At 64.4% G+C, this 18,725-nt stretch carries 14 protein-coding genes, 1 tRNA gene and 1 pseudogene; 5 read left to right on the forward strand and 11 right to left on the reverse strand.

The window, feature by feature from the left end; all coding sequences use genetic code 11:
• The first annotated feature begins 60 nt into the window (after nucleotides 1-60).
• Nucleotides 61-2,454, forward strand: a complete 2,394-nt coding sequence (locus YS110_08695; GenBank protein ID UJB64814.1) for a TonB-dependent receptor — start codon at nucleotides 61-63, stop codon at nucleotides 2,452-2,454.
• A 139-nt stretch (nucleotides 2,455-2,593) separates the two neighbouring features.
• Nucleotides 2,594-3,490, forward strand: coding sequence for a hypothetical protein (locus YS110_08700; protein ID UJB64815.1), 897 nt, complete (start codon nucleotides 2,594-2,596; stop codon nucleotides 3,488-3,490).
• 146 nt (nucleotides 3,491-3,636) lie between these two features.
• Here YS110_08700 and YS110_08705 read toward each other — a convergent pair whose 3' ends face one another.
• The 3 genes from YS110_08705 to serS form a co-directional block, all read right to left on the reverse strand.
• Complete coding sequence (locus tag YS110_08705; protein UJB64816.1) at nucleotides 3,637-4,491, reverse strand: DTW domain-containing protein; 855 nt, start codon at nucleotides 4,489-4,491, stop codon at nucleotides 3,637-3,639.
• A gap of 232 nt (nucleotides 4,492-4,723) precedes the next feature.
• A tRNA-Ser gene (locus YS110_08710) sits at nucleotides 4,724-4,813 on the reverse strand.
• Between the two features lie 62 nt (nucleotides 4,814-4,875).
• Nucleotides 4,876-6,192, reverse strand: coding sequence for a serine--tRNA ligase (gene serS / locus YS110_08715; protein UJB64817.1), 1,317 nt, complete (start codon nucleotides 6,190-6,192; stop codon nucleotides 4,876-4,878).
• An 83-nt stretch (nucleotides 6,193-6,275) separates the two neighbouring features.
• On the opposite strand from serS, the gene YS110_08720 reads away from it, so the two are divergent.
• Entirely contained in the window at nucleotides 6,276-6,965 is a 690-nt protein-coding gene (locus YS110_08720) for a CBS domain-containing protein (protein UJB64818.1), read from the forward strand.
• Here the strand turns inward: YS110_08720 and YS110_08725 are convergent.
• Genes YS110_08725 through YS110_08745 form a run of 5 tightly spaced genes read right to left on the reverse strand, consistent with a single transcriptional unit; the run spans nucleotide 6,962 to nucleotide 13,163 of the window.
• Nucleotides 6,962-8,707, reverse strand: coding sequence for a two-component sensor histidine kinase (locus YS110_08725; GenBank protein UJB64819.1), 1,746 nt, complete (start codon nucleotides 8,705-8,707; stop codon nucleotides 6,962-6,964). The genes YS110_08720 and YS110_08725 overlap by 4 nt on opposite strands.
• Complete coding sequence (locus YS110_08730) at nucleotides 8,704-11,190, reverse strand: PAS domain-containing protein (GenBank protein ID UJB64820.1); 2,487 nt, start codon at nucleotides 11,188-11,190, stop codon at nucleotides 8,704-8,706. The genes YS110_08725 and YS110_08730 overlap by 4 nt, the downstream gene beginning before the upstream one ends.
• 16 nt (nucleotides 11,191-11,206) lie before the next feature.
• The gene (locus YS110_08735; GenBank protein ID UJB64821.1) at nucleotides 11,207-12,022 is read right to left on the reverse strand and encodes an amino acid ABC transporter substrate-binding protein; all 816 of its coding nucleotides are present in this window, start codon (nucleotides 12,020-12,022) and stop codon (nucleotides 11,207-11,209) included.
• Nucleotides 12,019-12,780 (reverse strand): HD domain-containing protein, encoded by a 762-nt coding sequence (locus YS110_08740; GenBank protein UJB64822.1) that lies wholly within the window; start codon nucleotides 12,778-12,780, stop codon nucleotides 12,019-12,021. Before YS110_08740 ends, YS110_08735 begins: the two co-directional genes overlap by 4 nt.
• Complete coding sequence (locus YS110_08745; GenBank protein UJB64823.1) at nucleotides 12,777-13,163, reverse strand: response regulator; 387 nt, start codon at nucleotides 13,161-13,163, stop codon at nucleotides 12,777-12,779. Before YS110_08745 ends, YS110_08740 begins: the two co-directional genes overlap by 4 nt.
• 74 nt (nucleotides 13,164-13,237) lie before the next feature.
• Here YS110_08745 and YS110_08750 point away from each other — a divergent pair.
• Together YS110_08750 and YS110_08755 are read left to right on the forward strand one after the other, a co-directional pair.
• Nucleotides 13,238-13,922 (forward strand): annotated as a pseudogene (locus YS110_08750) (response regulator).
• A gap of 7 nt (nucleotides 13,923-13,929) precedes the next feature.
• Nucleotides 13,930-14,682: a response regulator gene (locus YS110_08755; GenBank protein UJB64824.1), complete on the forward strand. Its 753-nt coding sequence runs from the start codon at nucleotides 13,930-13,932 to the stop codon at nucleotides 14,680-14,682.
• Nucleotides 14,683-14,717: 35 nt separating this feature from the next.
• Here YS110_08755 and YS110_08760 read toward each other — a convergent pair whose 3' ends face one another.
• From YS110_08760 to ispH, 3 genes are all read right to left on the reverse strand, one after another.
• On the reverse strand, nucleotides 14,718-15,869 hold the full coding sequence (locus YS110_08760; GenBank protein ID UJB64825.1) for a GGDEF domain-containing protein: 1,152 nt from the start codon (nucleotides 15,867-15,869) through the stop codon (nucleotides 14,718-14,720).
• Nucleotides 15,866-17,452: a HAMP domain-containing protein gene (locus YS110_08765; protein UJB64826.1), complete on the reverse strand. Its 1,587-nt coding sequence runs from the start codon at nucleotides 17,450-17,452 to the stop codon at nucleotides 15,866-15,868. The genes YS110_08760 and YS110_08765 overlap by 4 nt, the downstream gene beginning before the upstream one ends.
• A 239-nt stretch (nucleotides 17,453-17,691) precedes the next feature.
• Nucleotides 17,692-18,636 carry a 4-hydroxy-3-methylbut-2-enyl diphosphate reductase gene (gene ispH / locus YS110_08770; GenBank protein UJB64827.1) on the reverse strand — a complete coding sequence of 315 codons (945 nt, stop codon included), beginning with the start codon at nucleotides 18,634-18,636 and terminating at the stop codon, nucleotides 17,692-17,694.
• Nucleotides 18,637-18,725 lie beyond the last annotated feature (89 nt).

Below are 18,725 nucleotides of genomic sequence, written 5' to 3' on the forward strand. Positions count from 1 at the left end.
TCAGGCGCTGTACCGTCAAGTACAGGTGAGCACATCTGCATCTCTTGACTGGAACCCGCCATGCCTTCCTCCCGCTTCATCTCTCCTATCCGCCCCATTGCGGCGGCCATGCTTTCGCTGGTGGCCGCATGGGCCCAGGCAGCGCCCCTGGTCATCGATCTGCCAGCCCAGCCGCTGAGCACCTCGATCCAGCAGCTTTCGCGCCAATCGGGGCTGTCCATCGGCGGCAACGCCGCGCTGCTCGAAAGCAAGACCGCGCCAGCCGTGCACGGCACGCTGGAGCCCGCCGATGCCTTGCGCAAGCTGCTGCAGGGCAGCGGCCTGAGCGTGGATTTCGACGGCAACAAGGCCGTCATCCGGAAGGCTGCATCCGTGCTGCTGAAGGAGGTGGTGGTCTCCAGCGACGCCGTGGCGATACCGCAGGAAGGGAGCGCGGAGGCCGGGTACAAGCCGGAAACAACAAAAACCACCGGACCATGGGGAGATAAACCGGTATTGGATACCCCGTATTCCATCCACTCAACGTCTTCGGAGTTAATGGAGAACATGATCTCCGGCTCTACCGATAACGTCATTAAATACAACCCCGTCGTACAACAAGCCGCCCCACCGACAAATGGATACACAGGCCACTATATAAGGGGCTATAGCTCAGGCGGTGCGGCAGCAAGAGATGGTATCCCGGTCTACTCGTCGTTGATATCAACCATCGAAGATGTCGAGCGTATTGAAGTTCTCAGCGGACTTTCGGGATTTTTGTATGGCGCAGGCAATGTGGGCGGCCTGGTGAATTTTGTAAGTAAACGTCCGACCGCCACGCCGATTCTGAACATTACCGCTGGAAATCATGGTGGCGAGCAATATTTCGCCCACGTCGATGCGGGAGGGCCGATGGACAAAGAAGGAAAATTCGGCTATCGACTGAATGCAGCGTTCACCGAAGGAGATACAGCCATAAATGACCAAAGCACCCGAAGAAAGCTACTAAGCGCTGCTTTTGATTGGCATATCACTGATAATTTATTGGTGCAACTGGATTTTTCTCACCAGGAATACCATATATCGGGCGTTTCCGGAGCGGTTGGTATGTGGGGATTGAAGCAGCTTCCTTCAGCAGAAAGTATGAATAATAGAAAAGCACTCAATCCCAAATGGACTTTCTGGGAAACTGAAAACGACAAAGTTGGTGCCGCGTTGCAATGGGCTGTAGACGAGTCGCTGAGTATACGCAGTAGCTATAATTATTTATCCAATAGTGAAAGACAGAGGCAGGGCACACCGTGGATTCAGGCTGATGGAAGTGTATACCAAGCGTATTGGGATAGAGCCCGATCAGGCGCTGAAAACCATTCAGCCTATGTCTACGCAGATAAGAAATTCTCTACCGCGAATGTAGCACACAAATTAACGTTTGGCGCAAACTACAACAGTTACGACTTATCTTACCATGAGGACTGGAACTCTTACAATGAAACGCTTTTTCCGAATTTAGAGGCAGCATTGAATGCCCCTGCTATCGACTGGCCAGCCATTGGCATCAAGCCATATTATATTGAAAAGAAATACACCAATCAGAATTGGCTGATTGGCGACGAGATCACATTCAACGACCAATGGATGATTCTGGCGGGACTGAATCACTCTAATATCAATACCCGGATGTACAATCCAGCAGGCGTTCAAATTTCGCAATACAACAAGTCAGCGAACACCCCATCGGCATCGATCATCTATAAGCCAAAATCAAACATCACGACCTATGTCTCTTATCTTGAATCACTTGAGGCAGGCCCCAGTGTTCCGAGCGACCCAAGATATACCAATGCTGGCCAGGTTCTTTCTCCCACCATCAGCAAACAACTGGAAGTAGGCGCAAAAGCAGACTTGGGGAAATTACTGCTTACGGCGGCTCTTTTCAAAATCAATAGAGCCAATAGCTATACCCAATACCATGACAATGGCAGTATGACAATTGATCAAAACGGGAGGCAAGAGCATAAGGGAATTGAGCTGACTGCGACAGGAAAAATCAGCAACCGTCTTACCGTGTATGGCGGCGGAACATTTGTTGATGCCACAGTGAAAAAAACAAATACCCCGCATGACCAAGGAAGAAGACCTGCCGCAGTGGCGAACCGCAAGTTATCAATGTATGCTGAATACAGGGTCAGAAAATTAAATGGAATTTATTTGACGGGTGGATTTTCTCATGTGGGCTCCATCAACCTGAAAGATACGGAAACGATCAGCGGCCACCGGATCGATGTTCCTTCCTACACAGTGGTTGATGCGGGCTTGAGATATGAAACGCGCTTTGACGGCTCTCCTTTGATTGCCCGCCTCAGCGTTTCTAATGTTACAAACAAGCATTATTGGATTGTCGGAGCCATTGGAAACTCGTTCATGCTTGGCGCACCAAGAACCGTTAGCTTTTCACTGACAAGAAAATTTTAAAAATCGTCGCACCGGTTGAGAAATTATTTTTTAAAAAACACGTTGATTTTCTTCAAAACCTGGCTTCGTTAGGTATCATCTTGCCTATAGAAATATCAATACGACGTTGGGTCGTAACTACGCTTAACGGGGGAGGCTTATGTCGAAATTTCAGCGAGGGATCGGCGCCAAGTTTGTGGAACGGCTGAATGCCGAATACAGCAAGGGAGGGTGGTGGCAGACCATTGCCGATGACCGTGATCTGTTCATCGCGGTCCGCAAGGACTACATCAATGTCTATCTGAACGGCTCCAGCTTACTCAAGTTGTGGCTGGAAGGCGATGAGTTGGTCGGCGAAACGCATTACAAGTACCTGCTTGCCCCGGAAGCCCTGCGCCCCTACGTCAAGGTCGTGGGCGGACAGGCGCTTATCGAATCGCACGCAGACCTGTTCCAGTCGAACCTCTCAAACTTGCAGGCACTGAAACGCGCTGCCGATGCCTATTCGGGCGGCGAGAAATCTGGGGTACACCAGATCGTGATGAGCAACCCCAACGTTATCGATGTAGAAATCGCCTTTGGTGCTGGAAACGAGAGGACAGGTAGCATCAAGGCAAACCGTATTGATTTCGCGGCGCTACGTCAAAAGCCTGCAGGGTTGGAGGTTGTCTTTTACGAGGCCAAACAGTTTTCCAATAAAGAGCTGAGGGCCTGGGGGACAGATGTTCCTGTCCTTGACCAACTACGCCGCTACGAATCCTTCTTGCGAAGCGAGCAGCTGGCGCTTATCGAGTCGTACCGGACGGTCTGCGAAAACCTTATTACCCTGGATGGGGTCAGGGAACGCTACGCACCAATGCAGACCGCGATGCGCGAACTGCCCAATTTTGGTATTCAGAGCGAAGTAAGACTTGTTGTCTTTGGCTTCGACAATGACCAGAAGAATGGTGCTAATTGGCGTGGGCATCGGGACAAACTGAAGGCCGCACTGGGCGACAAGCTGCTCCTCAAAGGCGAGGCCAAAGATTTCACGAACGGCATTGCGTCCCCGCTGTGAAAGGCCGAAGCCCTGAGAGTGCGTATATGGACTCCCCCACAGCAGCAAGAGCCTGATTGATTGGGGACCAAAGGGTAAAAAACCTGCAGTCGTATATCCGGCATCTGTAGTGGGATCTGGTGCTGGGGCTGGGGCAGGCGCAGGTGTCAGGTGAGCGCTGGTGCAATGCGTAGGCTTGGCATTTTGGTACCGCCTTCTCGGGACGAGGAAACCGCGAATGCCTCCGCCCCTCGCGCCAGAGCCCGCAGGCGCTGGTGTGCATTCCCCTCCCACTGCGGTGGCAACTGGCGTTTCGCCTGCAGGTAGTGGTGGCTGAACACGTCCAGATAGGCATCCAGCGTCAGCGCGGCATGGGAGTCACCCGCCAATTCCAGGCACAGTGCGGCCACCTCAGCGGTGCAGAAATGGTCGCCACGCCTGGAGTGGCGCAGCACATAGCGTGACACCTGCTCGGGCGCCAGACTCAAAACAGGCAAGTGGTTCAGATAGGGGCTTTTGCGGAACATCTTGCGGGCCTCGGGCCATGTGGCGTCCAGCAGCACCAACAAAGGGCGTTTGGCAGTGGCTAGGCCGCCCGGTGCGCAGGCGCTCACCGTCGTCACCACCCGCTCAGCCTGTGCGAACTCGCCCGGGAACACCACCAGCGGCTCCCACTGCGGGTCGGCCAGCAGCGCCAACAACCCGGGGGCCACCTCGGTACGCGCCCAGCCAAAGGCAAAGGTGTCGGGTACCACGTCAGCAATCAGCCAGCCGGTATTGCTTGGCTTGAGGGGCTCAATATCGGCCATCAACAAGCACACCCCCGCGCGCGTAGGAACCACAGGTCGGACACCGCACAGGCAGTGGCTAGGCACCAGGCGGCAGCCAGGGCAGCGATCACCTTTGGGGCCGCCCCGCGCCAAAAACGGCTTGCTGCTACGCGCCAGGCGCTCGGCGCGCAGGCGGGAGACGGCATGGGGGACGGCAAGGAAAGAGGTCGAGAGACTGTCGTGTGGGTTCATCGCGTCCGAGCGTACCCTTCTTCGGTTGAAGAACGGCACCGCCGGGCGTTCTTGCGCTTTGACGTTGCCCCGCCATGTGGGGGCAGTGCATGCTTTCGATTCCGGTATCCTGGCCGCAAATGAAGCGCGCCAGGTCGTAGCCAGTCAATGTGCCATGGCACACTGGTTGTGCATACTAAAACACGCAGAAAATAAAAAACCCCAAGTGAATCAACCACTTGGGGCTATTTATTGGCGGAGAGGGAGGGATTCGAACCCTCGGTAGGGTCACCCCTACGCCTGATTTCGAGTCAGGTACATTCGACCACTCTGCCACCTCTCCTGTGAGCCGAAGCTAGCATTATATCTGCAATTCTTGCGATCTGGCGGCAAGACCTTTACGCCTCAAGGCTTGAGCACTTCAAGCCCGCCCATGTAAGGCCGCAGCACCTGGGGCACCGCAATGCTGCCGTCCGCATTCTGATGATTCTCCAGAATCGCCACCAGCGTCCGCCCGACCGCCAGGCCCGATCCATTGAGCGTGTGCACGAGCTCGTTCTTGCCTTGCGCGTTCTTGAAGCGGGCCTGCATGCGCCGTGCCTGGAAAGCCTCGCAATTGCTCACCGAGCTGATTTCCCGGTAAGTTGCCTGGGCCGGCAGCCATACTTCCAGGTCGTAGGTCTTCGCAGCGCCAAAGCCCATGTCACCCGTGCACAGGCTCACCACCCGGTAGGGAAGCTCCAGCTTTTGCAGAATGGCCTCCGCATGGCCGGTCATTTCCTCCAGCGCGTCATAGCTCTTGTCCGGATGGACGATTTGCACCATCTCGACCTTGTCGAACTGGTGCTGGCGGATCATGCCGCGCGTATCGCGGCCATAGCTGCCGGCCTCGGAGCGAAAGCACGGGGTGTGTGCCGTGAGCTTGATGGGCAGTTCGGCTTCCTGCAGCACCACGTCGCGCACGAAGTTGGTCAGCGGGACTTCACTGGTGGGAATGAGGTACAGGGCCGCGTTGTCGGGCACCGGCTCGCCGTCCTGCCCCCCCTTCTTGGCGGCGAACAAATCCGCCTCGAACTTGGGCAACTGGCCCGTTCCCTTGAGCGAATCGGCATTGACCGCATAGGGTACGTAGCACTCGGTATAGCCATGCGCACCCGTCTGCGTATCAAGCATGAACTGCGCCAGAGCACGGTGCAGGCGCGCGATGGCGCCCTTCATCACGGTGAAGCGCGAGCCGGAAAGCTTCACGCCCATATCGAAATCCAGCCCCAGCGGCTCGCCCAGATCCACATGGTCCCTGGCGGCAAAATCGAACGTCTTCGGCGTACCCCAGCGGCGCACCTCCACATTGCCGGCCTCATCCGCGCCTACCGGCACGCTCCCGTGCGGCAGGTTGGGTACAGCCGCCAGCATGGCCTGTAGTTCGGCTTGAATCTGCTCCAGGCGCTCCGCCGATCCATCCAGTGCATCCTTGATCGCGCCCACCTGGGCCTTGGCTGCCTCGGCGGCTTCCTTGTCCCCCTTGCCCATGAGCATGCCGATCTGCTTGGACAGCTGATTGCGCTGGGATTGCAGCTCTTCCGTACGCGTCTGAATGGTCTTGCGCTCTGACTCAAGCGACTGGAAGACTTCCACATTCAGGAAGGACTGCGGCTTCTTGCGGGTTTCCAGCCGGGCGACGGTGGACGCAAGGTCTTTGCGAAGGAGGAGGATGTCTAGCATAGGCCGCAATTCTAGGGGTGGCACACCGTAGCCGGTAACATAGCCACGGCCTGCCACGCTGGGAGGCGCATCAAGGAGGGGGCATGTTCTTTGTGTTCGGCCCAGGCGGCCAGATGTTCCGGGGCAGCGCTGACCAGCTCGCCCAAGTCGGGCCCGTGCGGCGCCTGCAGCGCACACGCGCGGTGCAGATGCAAAGCACCAACATCGAGGAAAACGGCCCCGTGCCATTCTTCCCGCCGCCGCAAGCCCCTGCCCCCCGGCCACTGGTGCAGGACGCGGTGGCCGCATACACCCAGACGGCGCAAGGGCCACAGGAGCCGCGGCAGCCCCTGACCCACGTGCGCGACGTGATGAGCCGGAGCATGCTCACCATCCCTCCCGACATGTCCATCGGCGAAGCATGGCAGCGCCTGGCCGAACGCAACCTGGGCCAAGCCCCCGTGACATCTCCCGAAGGGCAGGTCGTCGGCCTGCTCTTGCGCGCCGACATGGCACCGCTGGAGCTTCTCCCCGCGCCCGACACGCAGCACCAGGCCCTGGCGCAGCGCACCGCCGCCGAGGTGATGGTCAGCCCGGTCCCCACGGTGGACAGCGGCACGGAGCTGCGCCGCGTTGCTCGCGTGCTGATCGATGCGGATTTGCCCGGACTGCCCGTGACCGATGCCGCAGGCCAGCTCGAAGGCTTCATTTCGCGCACCGATATCCTGCGCGCCGTGGCCGCGGACCCGCCACTCGATCTATGGAGCGGACCACGCCCCGCGCAAAGGATCTAGAGAACGTCAGCCGAAGGCAAGGGCAGCGTGATGGTGAACGTCGATCCCTTGCCCACCTGCGACTCCAGCGTCAACTGCCCGCCCACCAGCTCGGCCAATGCACGCGAAAGCGACAGGCCCAGCCCGGTTCCTCCATGCTCGTAGCTGATGTGCGCATGGCCCTGGCTGAATTTCTCGAAGATCCGGGCCTGCTGCTCCGCAGGAATGCCGGAGCCTGTGTCGCGGACATGGATCCGCACATGGCGCGCATCCGGCGCAAGCTCGGCCTCCAGGCTGATGCTGCCCTCGGTTGTGAACTTGATCGCGTTGGACAGCAGGTTGTTGATCATCTGCTTGAGCTTGAGCCGGTCGGTCACCAGCGTGGCGGGCAATTGCGCCGACACGCTCATGTGCAGCGCCAGGTTCTTGGAAACGGCGCTGACACGGAACAGGTCGGCCACCTCGCGCAGCAGTGGCCGCAGTGCCACGGGCTCCATGTGGGTCGGCATCGCCCCTGCCTCAATCTTGGCCAGGTCGAGAATTTCAGTCAGCAAGGCATTCAGGTGCTCGGCCGCCTGGCGGATCAAGCCCGATTGCTCACGCACCCGCACCTCGCTGCTGCGCAGCTCCATGAGTTCGGCAAAGCCCCGTATGCTGGTCAGCGGCGTGCGCAACTCGTGCGACATGGCCGCCAGGAATTCGCTCTTGGCCTGATTCGCGCGCTGCGCTTGCGCCTCGCTGCGCTGCAGCGCGGCATGGCTCCGTGCCAGCCGCTGGACGCTGTTCAGGAATACCGAAACAAAAGCCACCACGGCCACCGTCAACAATGCCGAGAGCAACAGCACGATGTTGCGGGTGGCACGCCATGAGGCAAACGCCTCCTCCTGCGAAGTGCCGCTCAGCACGGCCAAGGGATAGGCACCGATCCGGCTATAGCCGATGACGCGCTCCAGCCTGTCGGAAGACGCCGACAGGCTGGCCCCATGGTCCTGCGCCCGCAGTATCCGTACCAGGGACTCCGGCAGCCACATGCCAGTCTCGGTACTCGCGCCGCCAATGACGCGAGCCCGCACCGCGCCATCCAGCCCCGCAAGCACGACGCCCCCCTGGCTGCCCAGTTGCACGCCACGGTACACGTCGGTGAAATGGCTCTGGTTCAGCGACGCCACCACCACGCCCAGCGTCCGGCCGTCGGCGGAAACGACCTTGCGCGACATCTGGATGGCCCAGACTCCGGACACCTTGCCACGCAGCGCCTGGCTGAAGAACAAGCCGTCGTGCAGCATGCCCGGCGGCGGCAGCGAGGGGACGCTGGGTGCCAAATGCACACGGATGTGGTCACGCTCCATGAGGCTCACATGCTGGCTGCGCGTGCCATCGGGGTCAAGGTTGCTGCCGACGAACCGCCCATCGCTCCCCACGAACGACAGCTGCGTCAGGATGTGCGGCACCATGCCCGTTTCGTTGGCGATGCGCACGACCTCCCGGCTGTCGAACCCGGCCGCCTCCACCCCGCGCCCCAGCCGCAGCATGGCCTGGTCCACGGTGTCGAGGATGCGCAGCGTGTGCTCCTTCAGCGCCATGGCCGTGTTGGTGTTCTGCCGCATCTCCGCCTGCAGCGTCTCCTGCCACTGCCAGCGCAGCAGCCCGGCGATGGCCGCCCACCCGCCCAGGAGCACCAGGGCGCTGAACGCACAGGCGACGACCCAGTAGACGCTGCCCGGCCCACCCCGCCAGCGGCGCCAATACGTGACCGATTTCATTGCAGCGCCGCCGGCATGGTGTCGGTATAGCCCGCGGTGGGCAGGCTGATATGGAAAATCGCGCCGCCGTCGGGCGCATTCGCCGCGTGGATGTGGCCACCGTGCGCGGTGACGATCTTCTGGCAGATGGCCAGCCCGAGGCCCGTGCCGCCGGACCCGTCGCGGGTCTTGCTCGACTGCACGAAGGCCTGGAACACCGCCTCCAGCTCCGCCGGCGGAATGCCCGGCCCCTGGTCGCGTACCGCGATATGGATGGTGAAATCATCCGGCAAACCGGCACTGATCTGGATGGCCCGCCCCTCGGGCGAGAACTTCACGGCGTTCGCCAGCACGTTGCGGACCACCTGGGCAAAGCGCACCGGGTCGATCTTGGCCTCCAGGGGGATGCGGCCCAACTGCAGTTGCAGCGCCAATCGCTTGGCCTGCAGCTGGGACGCCAGTTCGGCCGCCACCGCCTCGATGATGTCGCGCACATCATGGGGCTCGAAATGGAAGGCGCCCACCGTGCTCTCGATCTTGGACATGTCAAGCAGGTCGTTGACCAGCTCCAGCATGCGCTGCCCGGCGGCATGGATGTCGCCGAACATCGCGGCCAGCTTCTCGTGCTGGCGGCCGCGCAGCATGCCCAGTTCCGAAAAGCCCAGGATGGACTGCAGCGGCGTGCGCAGCTCATGGCTGATGTTGGCCACGAACTCGCTCTGGGCGCGCGAAGCCTGCTCGGCCAGGTCGCGTGCCGCGAGATAGTCGGTGATGTCCATCTTCACGATCAGCAGGCCGATCGGCTCGCCCTGGTGGGACAGCAGGCGCACCTTGGTCACCTGCACGTCGCGCACACTGCCATCGGGGCGGTGCAGGCGCTCCTCGTAGCGCATCTGGCCGCCAACGCGCAGCAGCTCGTCGTTGTGCGCGTCATAGGCCTGCGCCTCCTGCGGCGGCAGAAACTCCCGGTTGTGCCGCCCCAGCACCTGGTCGCGCGGCAGCCCCATGAAGTGCTCCCAGGCCTGGTTGACCATGAGGAAATGGCCCTGCAGGTCGATCAGGCAAACCGGCAGCGGGTTCGACTCCAGCAACTGGCTGCTGAACGCCAACTGCTCCTGCAGGTGCATCTGCGTGGCCAGCAGCGTGGTGACGTCGGCGGCGCTGCCGGCAAATCCGCGCAGCCGCCCATCGCGCGCCAGCAGGGGCACCACCGAGATATCGAGCACCCGGATCTCGCCGCTGGCCCCCATGAGCCGGGCCTGCACGGTGCGCACGCCCGGGGGCTGCCCGGGGGCGAACAATGACTCGATCCTCTCGCGGCACTCGGGCAGCACCATGTCGCGCAAGTGCCGGCCTCTTGCCGATTCGGGACTCTGCTGCGTCATCGCGTGCCAGCGCGCATTGACGAAACGCAGGGTGCCCTGCGGGTCGGTGCGGAAGATCAGGTCCTGCACGCTCTTGAACAGCACCGACAGTTCCTGCTCGCGCCGCGCGATCTCCTGCAGCGCCTCGTCGCGCTCGCGCCGGGCCGCTTCGCGCGCGCGGGCATTGCGCCAGGCGCTGAAGGTCATCAGGCCGATGAGCGCCAGCGCCAGCGCCATGAAGGCCAGCGGCCCGCGCAGGGTAAGCAGCCAGCGCCGCAGGGTCGAGGCATAGGGTTGCTCCACCAGGCTGACCAGCGGCTGGCTGGCCGCGCGGTGCCAGGCGCCCAGGCTGCGCCCGCCAAGGGACTGCACCGGCCCATAGACACCCTTGCGCGCCGCGTCCATGCCGTAGTAGACGTGTCCACCCAGGCTGGCGCCCTGCGCCAGGGCATCGCTGCCTACATGGCTGAGCAAACGGCCGTCATCCAGCGCCAGATAAACGCCCGTGCCCGGGGGGCTCATGTCCAGCAATTGCTGCTGGTACTGCGCCAGAGCGTCGGGACTGAACTGCGCCACCAGCAGCACATGCCGCCCGTTCGGCAGTGGCACGCGGCGCAGCAGCGGAATGAAGCCCAGGCGCGAAGGCGCGCCCTGCGGCACCTTCTCCGTCAAGGTCCGGCCAGGCGTCCACGGGCCGATGGCCATTCGTTCGCCCAGCACGGGCTGGGTCAGCAGGCGCTGCAGATCCACCTGGCCGCCCCGGTCCGCCTGCTGGGTCGAGACCAGCACCCGGCCCTGCGGACTCACCAGCGCCAGGCTGCGCAGGAACGGCAGGCTCTGCAGGTAGTACTGCTGCTGGGCTTCGAGCCGGTCGAGCGCATCGGGCGCCTGCAGCAGGCTGTTGGCCAGGTTGTCCAGCGCCTGGCCGCCGACCTCGAAGACCTGGCTGACATGGGCGTCGAGCACGCTCGCCATCAGTTCGAGCCGCTGCTGGTCGCGCTGCTTCATGTCGTCCAGCCCGCGCCACATCAGCACCATGGTGCCGGCGAGCACGCCCAGGATCAGGGCCCCGCCCACCGCCAGCACGCGGCGGCGCGGCAACTGCAACAGGCGCGCATAGCGCAGGAAAAACGAAGGCATGGGCAGCAGTCAGCCGTCAAGGCAAGGTGATGGATTCGAGGCCATGGCGCCGGGCCGCGGCGGCCAGGCGGCCGTCCTGGCGGATCCGCGCCACGAAGGCATTGAGCGTCGCCAGCCACTCGGCGTCGCCGGGCTTGCTGGCATAGGCGTAGGGCAGCGCATGGAAAGGCCGGGGCGGCGCGATCAGCGCCGCCCAGTCCACATTCCCGGCCAGCGCATGGCCGTAGGGGTAGTCTGTCATGAAGACATCGATGCGGCCCGCCAGGAGTTCGCGTTCGCGCGTGAGCGGCGGCGTTATGGCCACCAGGCTGGCGTGGCGCAGGCGCTCGCGCATCACCGGCTCCATGAACGTGCCCGCCTGCACGCCGACGAGCACGCCGGGCTGGTCGATGTCGGCCCACTGCCGCACCACGCGGCTGGTGCGCATGCTGATGGCGTGGATGTCGCTGTGCAGGTAGGGGGTGGAGAACGCCAGCTTCTCCATGCGCCCGGGCAGCATGGCGATGCCGAACATGGCCACGTCGCAGCGGTTGCCCAGAAGGTCGGGCACCAGCGCGGGAAAGGACGAGTCCACGAACACCACCGGCAGGTGCAGGTCGGCCCCCAGCGCCTCGGCCATCTCGATGTCCAGCCCGCCGAGGCGGCCCGAACGCGGCTCACGCCAGGTGATGCCCTGGTAGCCGGGCCAGATGCACACCTTGAGCTCGCCACTGGTGCGCACGCGCGCGAGCACCTCGCCCGCGCGCCCCTGCGAGCCGGCCAGGCTGGCCCAGAGCGCCATCAGGCAGAGCAGCGCCGCGCGCCCGGCCAAGGGGAAGCGCCCGTCCTTCATGATGCGGGCTGCTCCGCCTGGACCAGATCGGCGAAATTCATGCGGCACTCGGTGATGCTCAGGCGCAGGGCCAGCAGCTCGGTGCTGTGGCGCATGAAGCAGTCCACGATCACCGGATCGAACGCCTTGCCGCGCTGCTCCTGCAGCATCTCCAGCGCCTGCTCGTGCGTGAAGGCGGGGCGGTAGACGCGGTCCATGGTGAGCGCATCATAGAAATCGACGACGCTCACGATCCGCCCCGACAGCGGAATGGCAGTGCCCGCGAGCTGCCGCGGATAGCCCTGGCCGTCCCAGCGCTCATGGTGCGTGAGCGCCACCTCGGAGGCCATCTGGAACAGCGCGATGCGCGACTTGCCCAGGATGTCCGCGCCGATGGTCACGTGCCGGTTCATCACCTGGCGCTCCTCGGGCGTGAGGCTGCCGGGCTTCTTCAGCACGCTGTCGGGGATGCCGATCTTGCCCACGTCGTGCATCGGCGCGGCCTTGCGCAGCAGCAGGGCATAGGACCGGGACTGGCCCAGGTACAGCGCCAGCGCCTCGGCCAGGAAGCCGATGCGCACGATGTGCACGCCGGTGTCGTCGTCCTTGTATTCAGCCGCCATGGCCAGCAGGAACAGGGACTCGTGGTGGGCGCGCGCCACTTCCTGCAGCGCCTCGTTGCGCTCGTGGTACATGCGGCCCAGGTCGCAGATGATCTTCTCCATCTGTTCGGCCGCCGCGGGGTCGAACTGCGTGGCCGCGCCGCTGGGCAGGATCATGGCAGCTCCGTGGGTTGTGCGCCCAGCGTGTCGATGGTCTCGATCAGCTTGAGCGGGCTGAAGGGCTTGAGCAGGTAGGCGTCGGCGCCCGCGTTCATGCCGGCCTCCACGTCCTGGCTCTGCCCACGCGCCGTGAGCAACACCACCTGGGGGCGGCCGAGCGCCAGATCGGTCTTGGCCAGCCGGCACAGGTCGAGCCCATTCAGCTTGCCCGGCATCATGACGTCCAGCAGCAGCAGGTCGGGGCGCAGCCGCCGCACCGCCTCCAGCCCCTCGTCGGCGTTCGCGGCCTCGTGGATTTCGTAGTCCTCGAACTCCAGGGTCAGGCGAACCAGCTTGCGAATGTCCGCGTGGTCTTCGACGATCAGGATGCGCTTGCTCATGGTGGAAATTCAACAGTTTGTTACTTATCGAATCTATCATATTTGCTCTTTTTTATTGATAGAATTTGCCTTCGATGGAAAAAGATTTGCTCAATGCCCTTCCCGAAGAGTGCAGCACACGCGACGTGGCGCAGGCACTCGGTCTGGCCGTGCGCTCGGTGCAGCTCATGGTGGATCGTGGCGAGCTGCAGGCCTGGAAGACGCCTGGCGGCCACCGCCGCATCACGCGCGCCTCGGTACAGCAATGGCTGGAACATCACCAGGGCCGCCCTGCGAGCGCCGCGGCGGCGCCATCCCAGCCGCCGGCCCAACCGCTGTCCACGGCCAGCGCTCCCAAGCCATCCAGCGCCAGCGAAGGCGCCCCCCCCACCGGCACAGCGCCGCCCGCGCGTCCTGCTGATCGAGGATTCCGCCCATTTCCAGAACCTGGTGCGCCTGCTGATGGCCCACAACTTTCCGCACGTCGACCTGCACGTGGCAGAGGACGGCTTCGTCGGCCTGGCCATGGCCGGCGAGCTGCAGCCCGACGTGCTCCTGGTGGACATCCTGCTGCCCGGCATCGACGGCGCCACGCTGATCGCCCGGCTGCGCTCGCACCCCCAATTCCAGCGCAGCCGCCTGATCGTGGTCACCTCGCTGGACGAAGCCCAGCGCGGGGTCTATGCCTTTGCGCTGACCGGGCTGCCCGTGGTGCACAAGCCGCAGATGGTGCAAGAGCTGCCCCCACTGCTCAAGGCCTGCCTCGACGGTGCCGGCTGAAACCGCCATGGCCCTGCCCCGCGTACTCTTGCTTGAGGATGACCCGGCGGTGCGCCGCTTCGTGGCGCTGGCGCTCGAATCCCTGCCCTTGCAGCTGCTGCCGTGCGGCACGCTGGCCGAAGCGCGGGCGCTGCTCGGGCACACCTCCGTGCAACTGGTGCTGATGGACCTGGCACTGCCCGACGGTTCGGGCCAGGATCTGCTGCCGTCGCTGCCCACGCAAGACGGCACGGGCTGCCGCACCATCGTCTTCAGCGGCGCGGTGGACGCCGCCCTGCAGCGCCAACTCCAGAGCCAGGGCGCCTGGCGGGTCCTGGCCAAGCCCGTCGGCGTGGGGCTGCTGCTCGAAACCGTGCGCGAAGCATTGCAGGACGCCATGCAGGCCGGCCCGCTGCCCACCGGCCTGCCACCCGAGCCGGCCGCCGAAACCAGCGCCCAGGACCCGGTGGCGGCGTTCTTCGGCGGCGACCACGGCCTCTACCAGGCCTACCTGGCAAGCTGCCTCGCCCAGTTCGGCAACGACCTGGCGCAAGGCGACGCCGCCGCACGGGCCCACGACGCACCCGCCCTGCAGCGCGTGGCCCACAGCCTCAAGTCGGTGCTGACCATGCTGGGCCAGCAACATGCGGCCCAGGAAGCGCGCGAGATCGAAGCGCACGCGGCCGCAGGCGCGACCGCGGAAATGCGCGGCGGCTGGCAGCGGCTGCGCCAGCAGCTGCGCGCCTTCATGGCACAGCACACGCCCTCCCAGCCCGGCTGATCCGCAGCGGCCGGCGGCAACGCGCCGCCGCGTGCCTACGCTACCTCGACACGGTTACGCCCCAGTGCCTTGGCACGGTACAGCGCACGATCGGCCAGCCCCAGCAGACTATCGACCGTGGCATCGGCCGCCACGGGATGCAGGGTGTGCAGGCCGATGCTCACGGTCACGGGGAGCACGGTGCCATCGGGCATCACGAAGCGCCCGGCCTCCACCGCGCCGCGCAGCCGCTCCGCCAGGGCAGCGGCCCCGGCCGCGCCGGTGCCAGGAAGCACGATGATGAACTCCTCGCCGCCCCAGCGCCCCGCGATGTCGCAGGCGCGCAGATGGCCGCGCAGGCCCGCGGCCAGATCGCGCAGCACCTGGTCGCCGCTGAGGTGGCCCAGGGTGTCGTTGATGCGCTTGAAGAAATCCACGTCCAGCAACAGCAGCGACAGCGGCTGCCGCGCCCGGCAGGCCCAGGCGATCTGCTGCTCCAGCGCCTGCAGGACATGCCGCCGGTTGTGCAGCCCGGTCAGCTCATCCATGAAGGCGAGCGTGTGGTTGCGCGCATCGGCACGCTCCTTGATCATCACCACGATACCGAAGTTGGCGAGGATCATCGCCACCGCCGCCATGGCGAAGACCAGCGTCTGCAAGGAGCCCGAGTCGGTGATGGAGTCCATCTCCAGCCGCCCCGCCACCGCCGCCGCCGCGCGCACCACCAAGGCCAGCGCCGACAAGGCGAGGCCCGCCATCACGAAGAACTTGCCGCGCCCCGGCGTTTCGGCCCAGCGCTGGCCCATGGCCACGGCGAACTGCGCGAACTGCAGGCACAGCGCGCAGGCCAGCACCACGACGCGGGCATGGATGTGGCCCAGCAGCATGGCGAACAGCGCGCCCAGCGCCGGCACGGGCAGCCATATCCACCAGCGCGGCGCCTTGCGCCCCTGGAACTGGTACAGCCCTTCCTGCATGAGCGCGAAGGCGCCGGCCAGCAGCATATTGGCCAGCACCACGGAGAACCAGTCGCCGACCTGCCCGCGCAGCATGTACAGCACGTACGCGGCGCAGTGCGCCGCGAGCGCGAGTCCCCAGTAGAACAAGCCGTCGGCACGGTCGCGCCGCGCCACCAGGCCCAGGCACACCGCCAGGGTGGCGGTGAGCACGGTGTTGGCCAGCATCAAGGAAGGTGTGTGCAACGTCATTGCGGCGCGGCCCAGGCGCGCACGCGTCCCGCGCCGGCCTGCCCCAGATCGAAAACGGCCACGGTCTGCACCAGTTCCTGGGCCTGGTTGTTCAGGCTGGCGGCGGCAGCGGCCATTTCCTCGACCAGGGCGGCGTTCTGCTGCGTGGCCTGGTCCATCTGCGTCACCGCCTCGTTGACCTGGTCCACGCCCTGGCTCTGCTCGGTGCTGGCGGCACTGATCTCGCCCATGATGCCAGTCACCCGCCCGATGGCCTGCACCACCTCGGCCATCGTCTCGCCGGCACGGTCCACCAGCGCCGACCCCGTATCCACGCGGTCCACGCTGGTGCCGATCAGATCCTTGATCTCCCGGGCCGCCTCGGCGCTGCGCCCGGCCAGCGCGCGCACCTCGGTCGCCACCACAGCGAACCCCCGGCCCTGCTCGCCCGCCCGGGCCGCCTCCACGGCGGCATTGAGCGCCAGGATGTTGGTCTGGAAGGCGATGCTGTCGATCACCTGGATGATGTCGGCGATCCGGCGCGCGCTGTCGTTGATCTCCTTCATGGTGCGCACCACGTCGGCCACCACCTCGCCCCCCTGGGCCGCCACCGAGGAGGCGCTTTGCGCCAGCTGGTTGGCCTGGCGCGCGTTGTCCGCGTTCTGGCGCACCGTGGTGTTGAGCTGCTCCATCGAGGCCGCCGTCTCCTGCAGCGCGCTGGCTTGGCCCTCGGTGCGCGCGGACAGATCCTGGTTGCCCTGGGCGATCTGCGCACTGGCGGTGGCCACGCTCTCCGAGCCTTCGCGCACCTTGCACACCACCTGCACCAGGCTTTCCTGCATGTGCTGCAGCGCCTGCAGCAGCTGGCCCGCCTCGTCCCGGCTGTGCACTTCGATCTGGCTGCGCAGGTCGCCACCCGATACGGCCTGGGCCACGCGCACGGCCTGCCGCAGCGGGACTGTGATGGAGCGCATGATCCACACCGCCAGCAGCAGCCCGGCCACCAGGCCGCCGGCTCCCAGGCCGAGCAGCAGCATGCGCGCGAACTGCGCCTCGGCCTTGGCGCGGGCGCCGGCCTCGTTCACCAGCCGCTCCTGCAGCTTGGCCAGGCGGTCCACACGGTCCTGCACCGTCGCCAGCTCCACCAGCGTGTGCTCCTGCAGCTCGGCGAAGGCCTCTTCCTTGCGGCCTGCGTCCACCAGCTCGTTGAACTTGGCCTGCGAGGTGACGTAGCGGCCGCGCGCGGCCTCGGCCTCGCTCAGGAACTGCTTGCCCTCGTCCTTGTAGACCAGCTCCTGCAGCGTCTTGAAGGCCTGCACGAAGGTCTCGCGGCCCGCCAGGATCTCGGCGCGCTTTTGCGCGCGCTGGGCGCCGGTCTCGGCGAAATAGATTTCGATGGTGCGGCGCGCGTTCGCCTGGGCGATGGAGCTGAGCGTGTTCGACGCCTCGGCCTTCACCCACTCGCGCTCGATGATCTGGCGGTTGGTTTCGAGCAGGCTGCCGAGCTGCAGCAGGCCCACAGCCACCATGGTGAGCATCGTTGCGATGAGCAGGCCAAAGCCCAGGGCCAGACGGGTACTTATTTTTAGATTGCGAAGGGACATACAGGGATCTCGACTCGATAAAAACGATAAAAGATGTGCAACTCCGTGAAGTTTATCATTTTTATCGTATTTGTCAAAAACGAAACCAGATGCATGCCCCGAGGAACGGCCATGGCAGGCAGCGCGCAGCCGCCCCGGCAAGCCGGAGGGCCTAAAGAAAAAATGGAACGAATATGCCGCCAGCGCTTATCCAGCAAGCGCAAGCAGCTATCAAATCAAGAGTCGTTCAGTGCCTGGCTTCAGGCAGCGCCGGTCTTGAGCCCCTTGGGCAGGGGGAATTTCACCGTCTCTTCGATGCCGTCCATGCTGCGCACCGAGACGGCGCCCAGCGCCTTGATGCGCGCGATCACCGCCTGCACCAGAACCTCGGGGGCCGAAGCGCCCGCCGTCAGGCCCACGCGCGCGATGCCGGTGAACCACTCGGGGCGCAGCTCATCGGCCGCGTCCACCATGTACGCCGTGGTGCCCAGGCGCGCCGCCAGTTCGCGCAGGCGGTTGCTGTTAGAGCTGGTCGGGCTGCCCACGACGATGACCAGGTCCACCTGCGAGGACAGCAGCTTCACCGCGTCCTGGCGGTTCTGCGTGGCGTAGCAGATGTCCTGCTGCTTGGGCTCGCGGATGCGCGGAAAGCGCGCGCGCACCGCCGCCGTGATCTCGGCGGCATCGTCCACGCTGAGCGTGGTCTGGGTGACCACGGCGAGCTTCCCGGTCTGCGCGGGCTGCACCCGCGCCACGTCGGCCACGTCTTCCACCAGGTGGATGCCGTGGTCGAGCTGGCCCATGGTGCCCTCGACCTCGGGGTGCCCCTTGTGGCCGATCATGATGAATTCGTAGCCCTCCTTGGCGAGCTTGGCCACTTCGACGTGCACCTTGGTCACCAGCGGGCAGGTGGCGTCGAAGATGGTGAAGCCGCGCGCCCGCGCCTCGCGCTGCACTGCCTGGCTCACGCCATGGGCCGAAAACACCAGCGTGGCGCCGGGCGGCACATCGCCCAGCTCCTCGATGAAGATCGCACCCTTGGCCTTGAGGTCATTGACCACGTAGGTGTTGTGCACGATCTCGTGGCGCACGTAGATGGGCGCGCCGAACTTGGCCAGCGCGCGCTCGACGATCTCGATGGCCCGGTCCACGCCGGCGCAGAAGCCGCGCGGCTCGGCCAGAAGAATTTCCTGTGGGATTCGCATATCAGTTTTTCATGGTGCTACGCACCACCACCCACGCCGCACGAAACCGGCGCGGCCTCGGCGAGGGCAGCCGAGCAAGGGCCGCCCTG

Origin of the sequence: Acidovorax sp. YS12 (genome assembly GCA_021496925.1) — a bacterium.
Lineage (GTDB): Bacteria > Pseudomonadota > Gammaproteobacteria > Burkholderiales > Burkholderiaceae_C > Paenacidovorax.

Coding starts and splice junctions, on each gene's coding strand:
- YS110_08695 (UJB64814.1), top strand. CDS start 61: ATGCCTTCCTCCCGCTTCATCTCTCCTATCCGCCCCATTGCGGCGGCC.
- YS110_08700 (UJB64815.1), top strand. CDS start 2,594: ATGTCGAAATTTCAGCGAGGGATCGGCGCCAAGTTTGTGGAACGGCTG.
- YS110_08705 (UJB64816.1), bottom strand. CDS start 4,491: ATGAACCCACACGACAGTCTCTCGACCTCTTTCCTTGCCGTCCCCCAT.
- serS (UJB64817.1), bottom strand. CDS start 6,192: ATGCTAGACATCCTCCTCCTTCGCAAAGACCTTGCGTCCACCGTCGCC.
- YS110_08720 (UJB64818.1), top strand. CDS start 6,276: ATGTTCTTTGTGTTCGGCCCAGGCGGCCAGATGTTCCGGGGCAGCGCT.
- YS110_08725 (UJB64819.1), bottom strand. CDS start 8,707: ATGAAATCGGTCACGTATTGGCGCCGCTGGCGGGGTGGGCCGGGCAGC.
- YS110_08730 (UJB64820.1), bottom strand. CDS start 11,190: ATGCCTTCGTTTTTCCTGCGCTATGCGCGCCTGTTGCAGTTGCCGCGC.
- YS110_08735 (UJB64821.1), bottom strand. CDS start 12,022: ATGAAGGACGGGCGCTTCCCCTTGGCCGGGCGCGCGGCGCTGCTCTGC.
- YS110_08740 (UJB64822.1), bottom strand. CDS start 12,780: ATGATCCTGCCCAGCGGCGCGGCCACGCAGTTCGACCCCGCGGCGGCC.
- YS110_08745 (UJB64823.1), bottom strand. CDS start 13,163: ATGAGCAAGCGCATCCTGATCGTCGAAGACCACGCGGACATTCGCAAG.
- YS110_08755 (UJB64824.1), top strand. CDS start 13,930: ATGGCCCTGCCCCGCGTACTCTTGCTTGAGGATGACCCGGCGGTGCGC.
- YS110_08760 (UJB64825.1), bottom strand. CDS start 15,869: ATGACGTTGCACACACCTTCCTTGATGCTGGCCAACACCGTGCTCACC.
- YS110_08765 (UJB64826.1), bottom strand. CDS start 17,452: ATGTCCCTTCGCAATCTAAAAATAAGTACCCGTCTGGCCCTGGGCTTT.
- ispH (UJB64827.1), bottom strand. CDS start 18,636: ATGCGAATCCCACAGGAAATTCTTCTGGCCGAGCCGCGCGGCTTCTGC.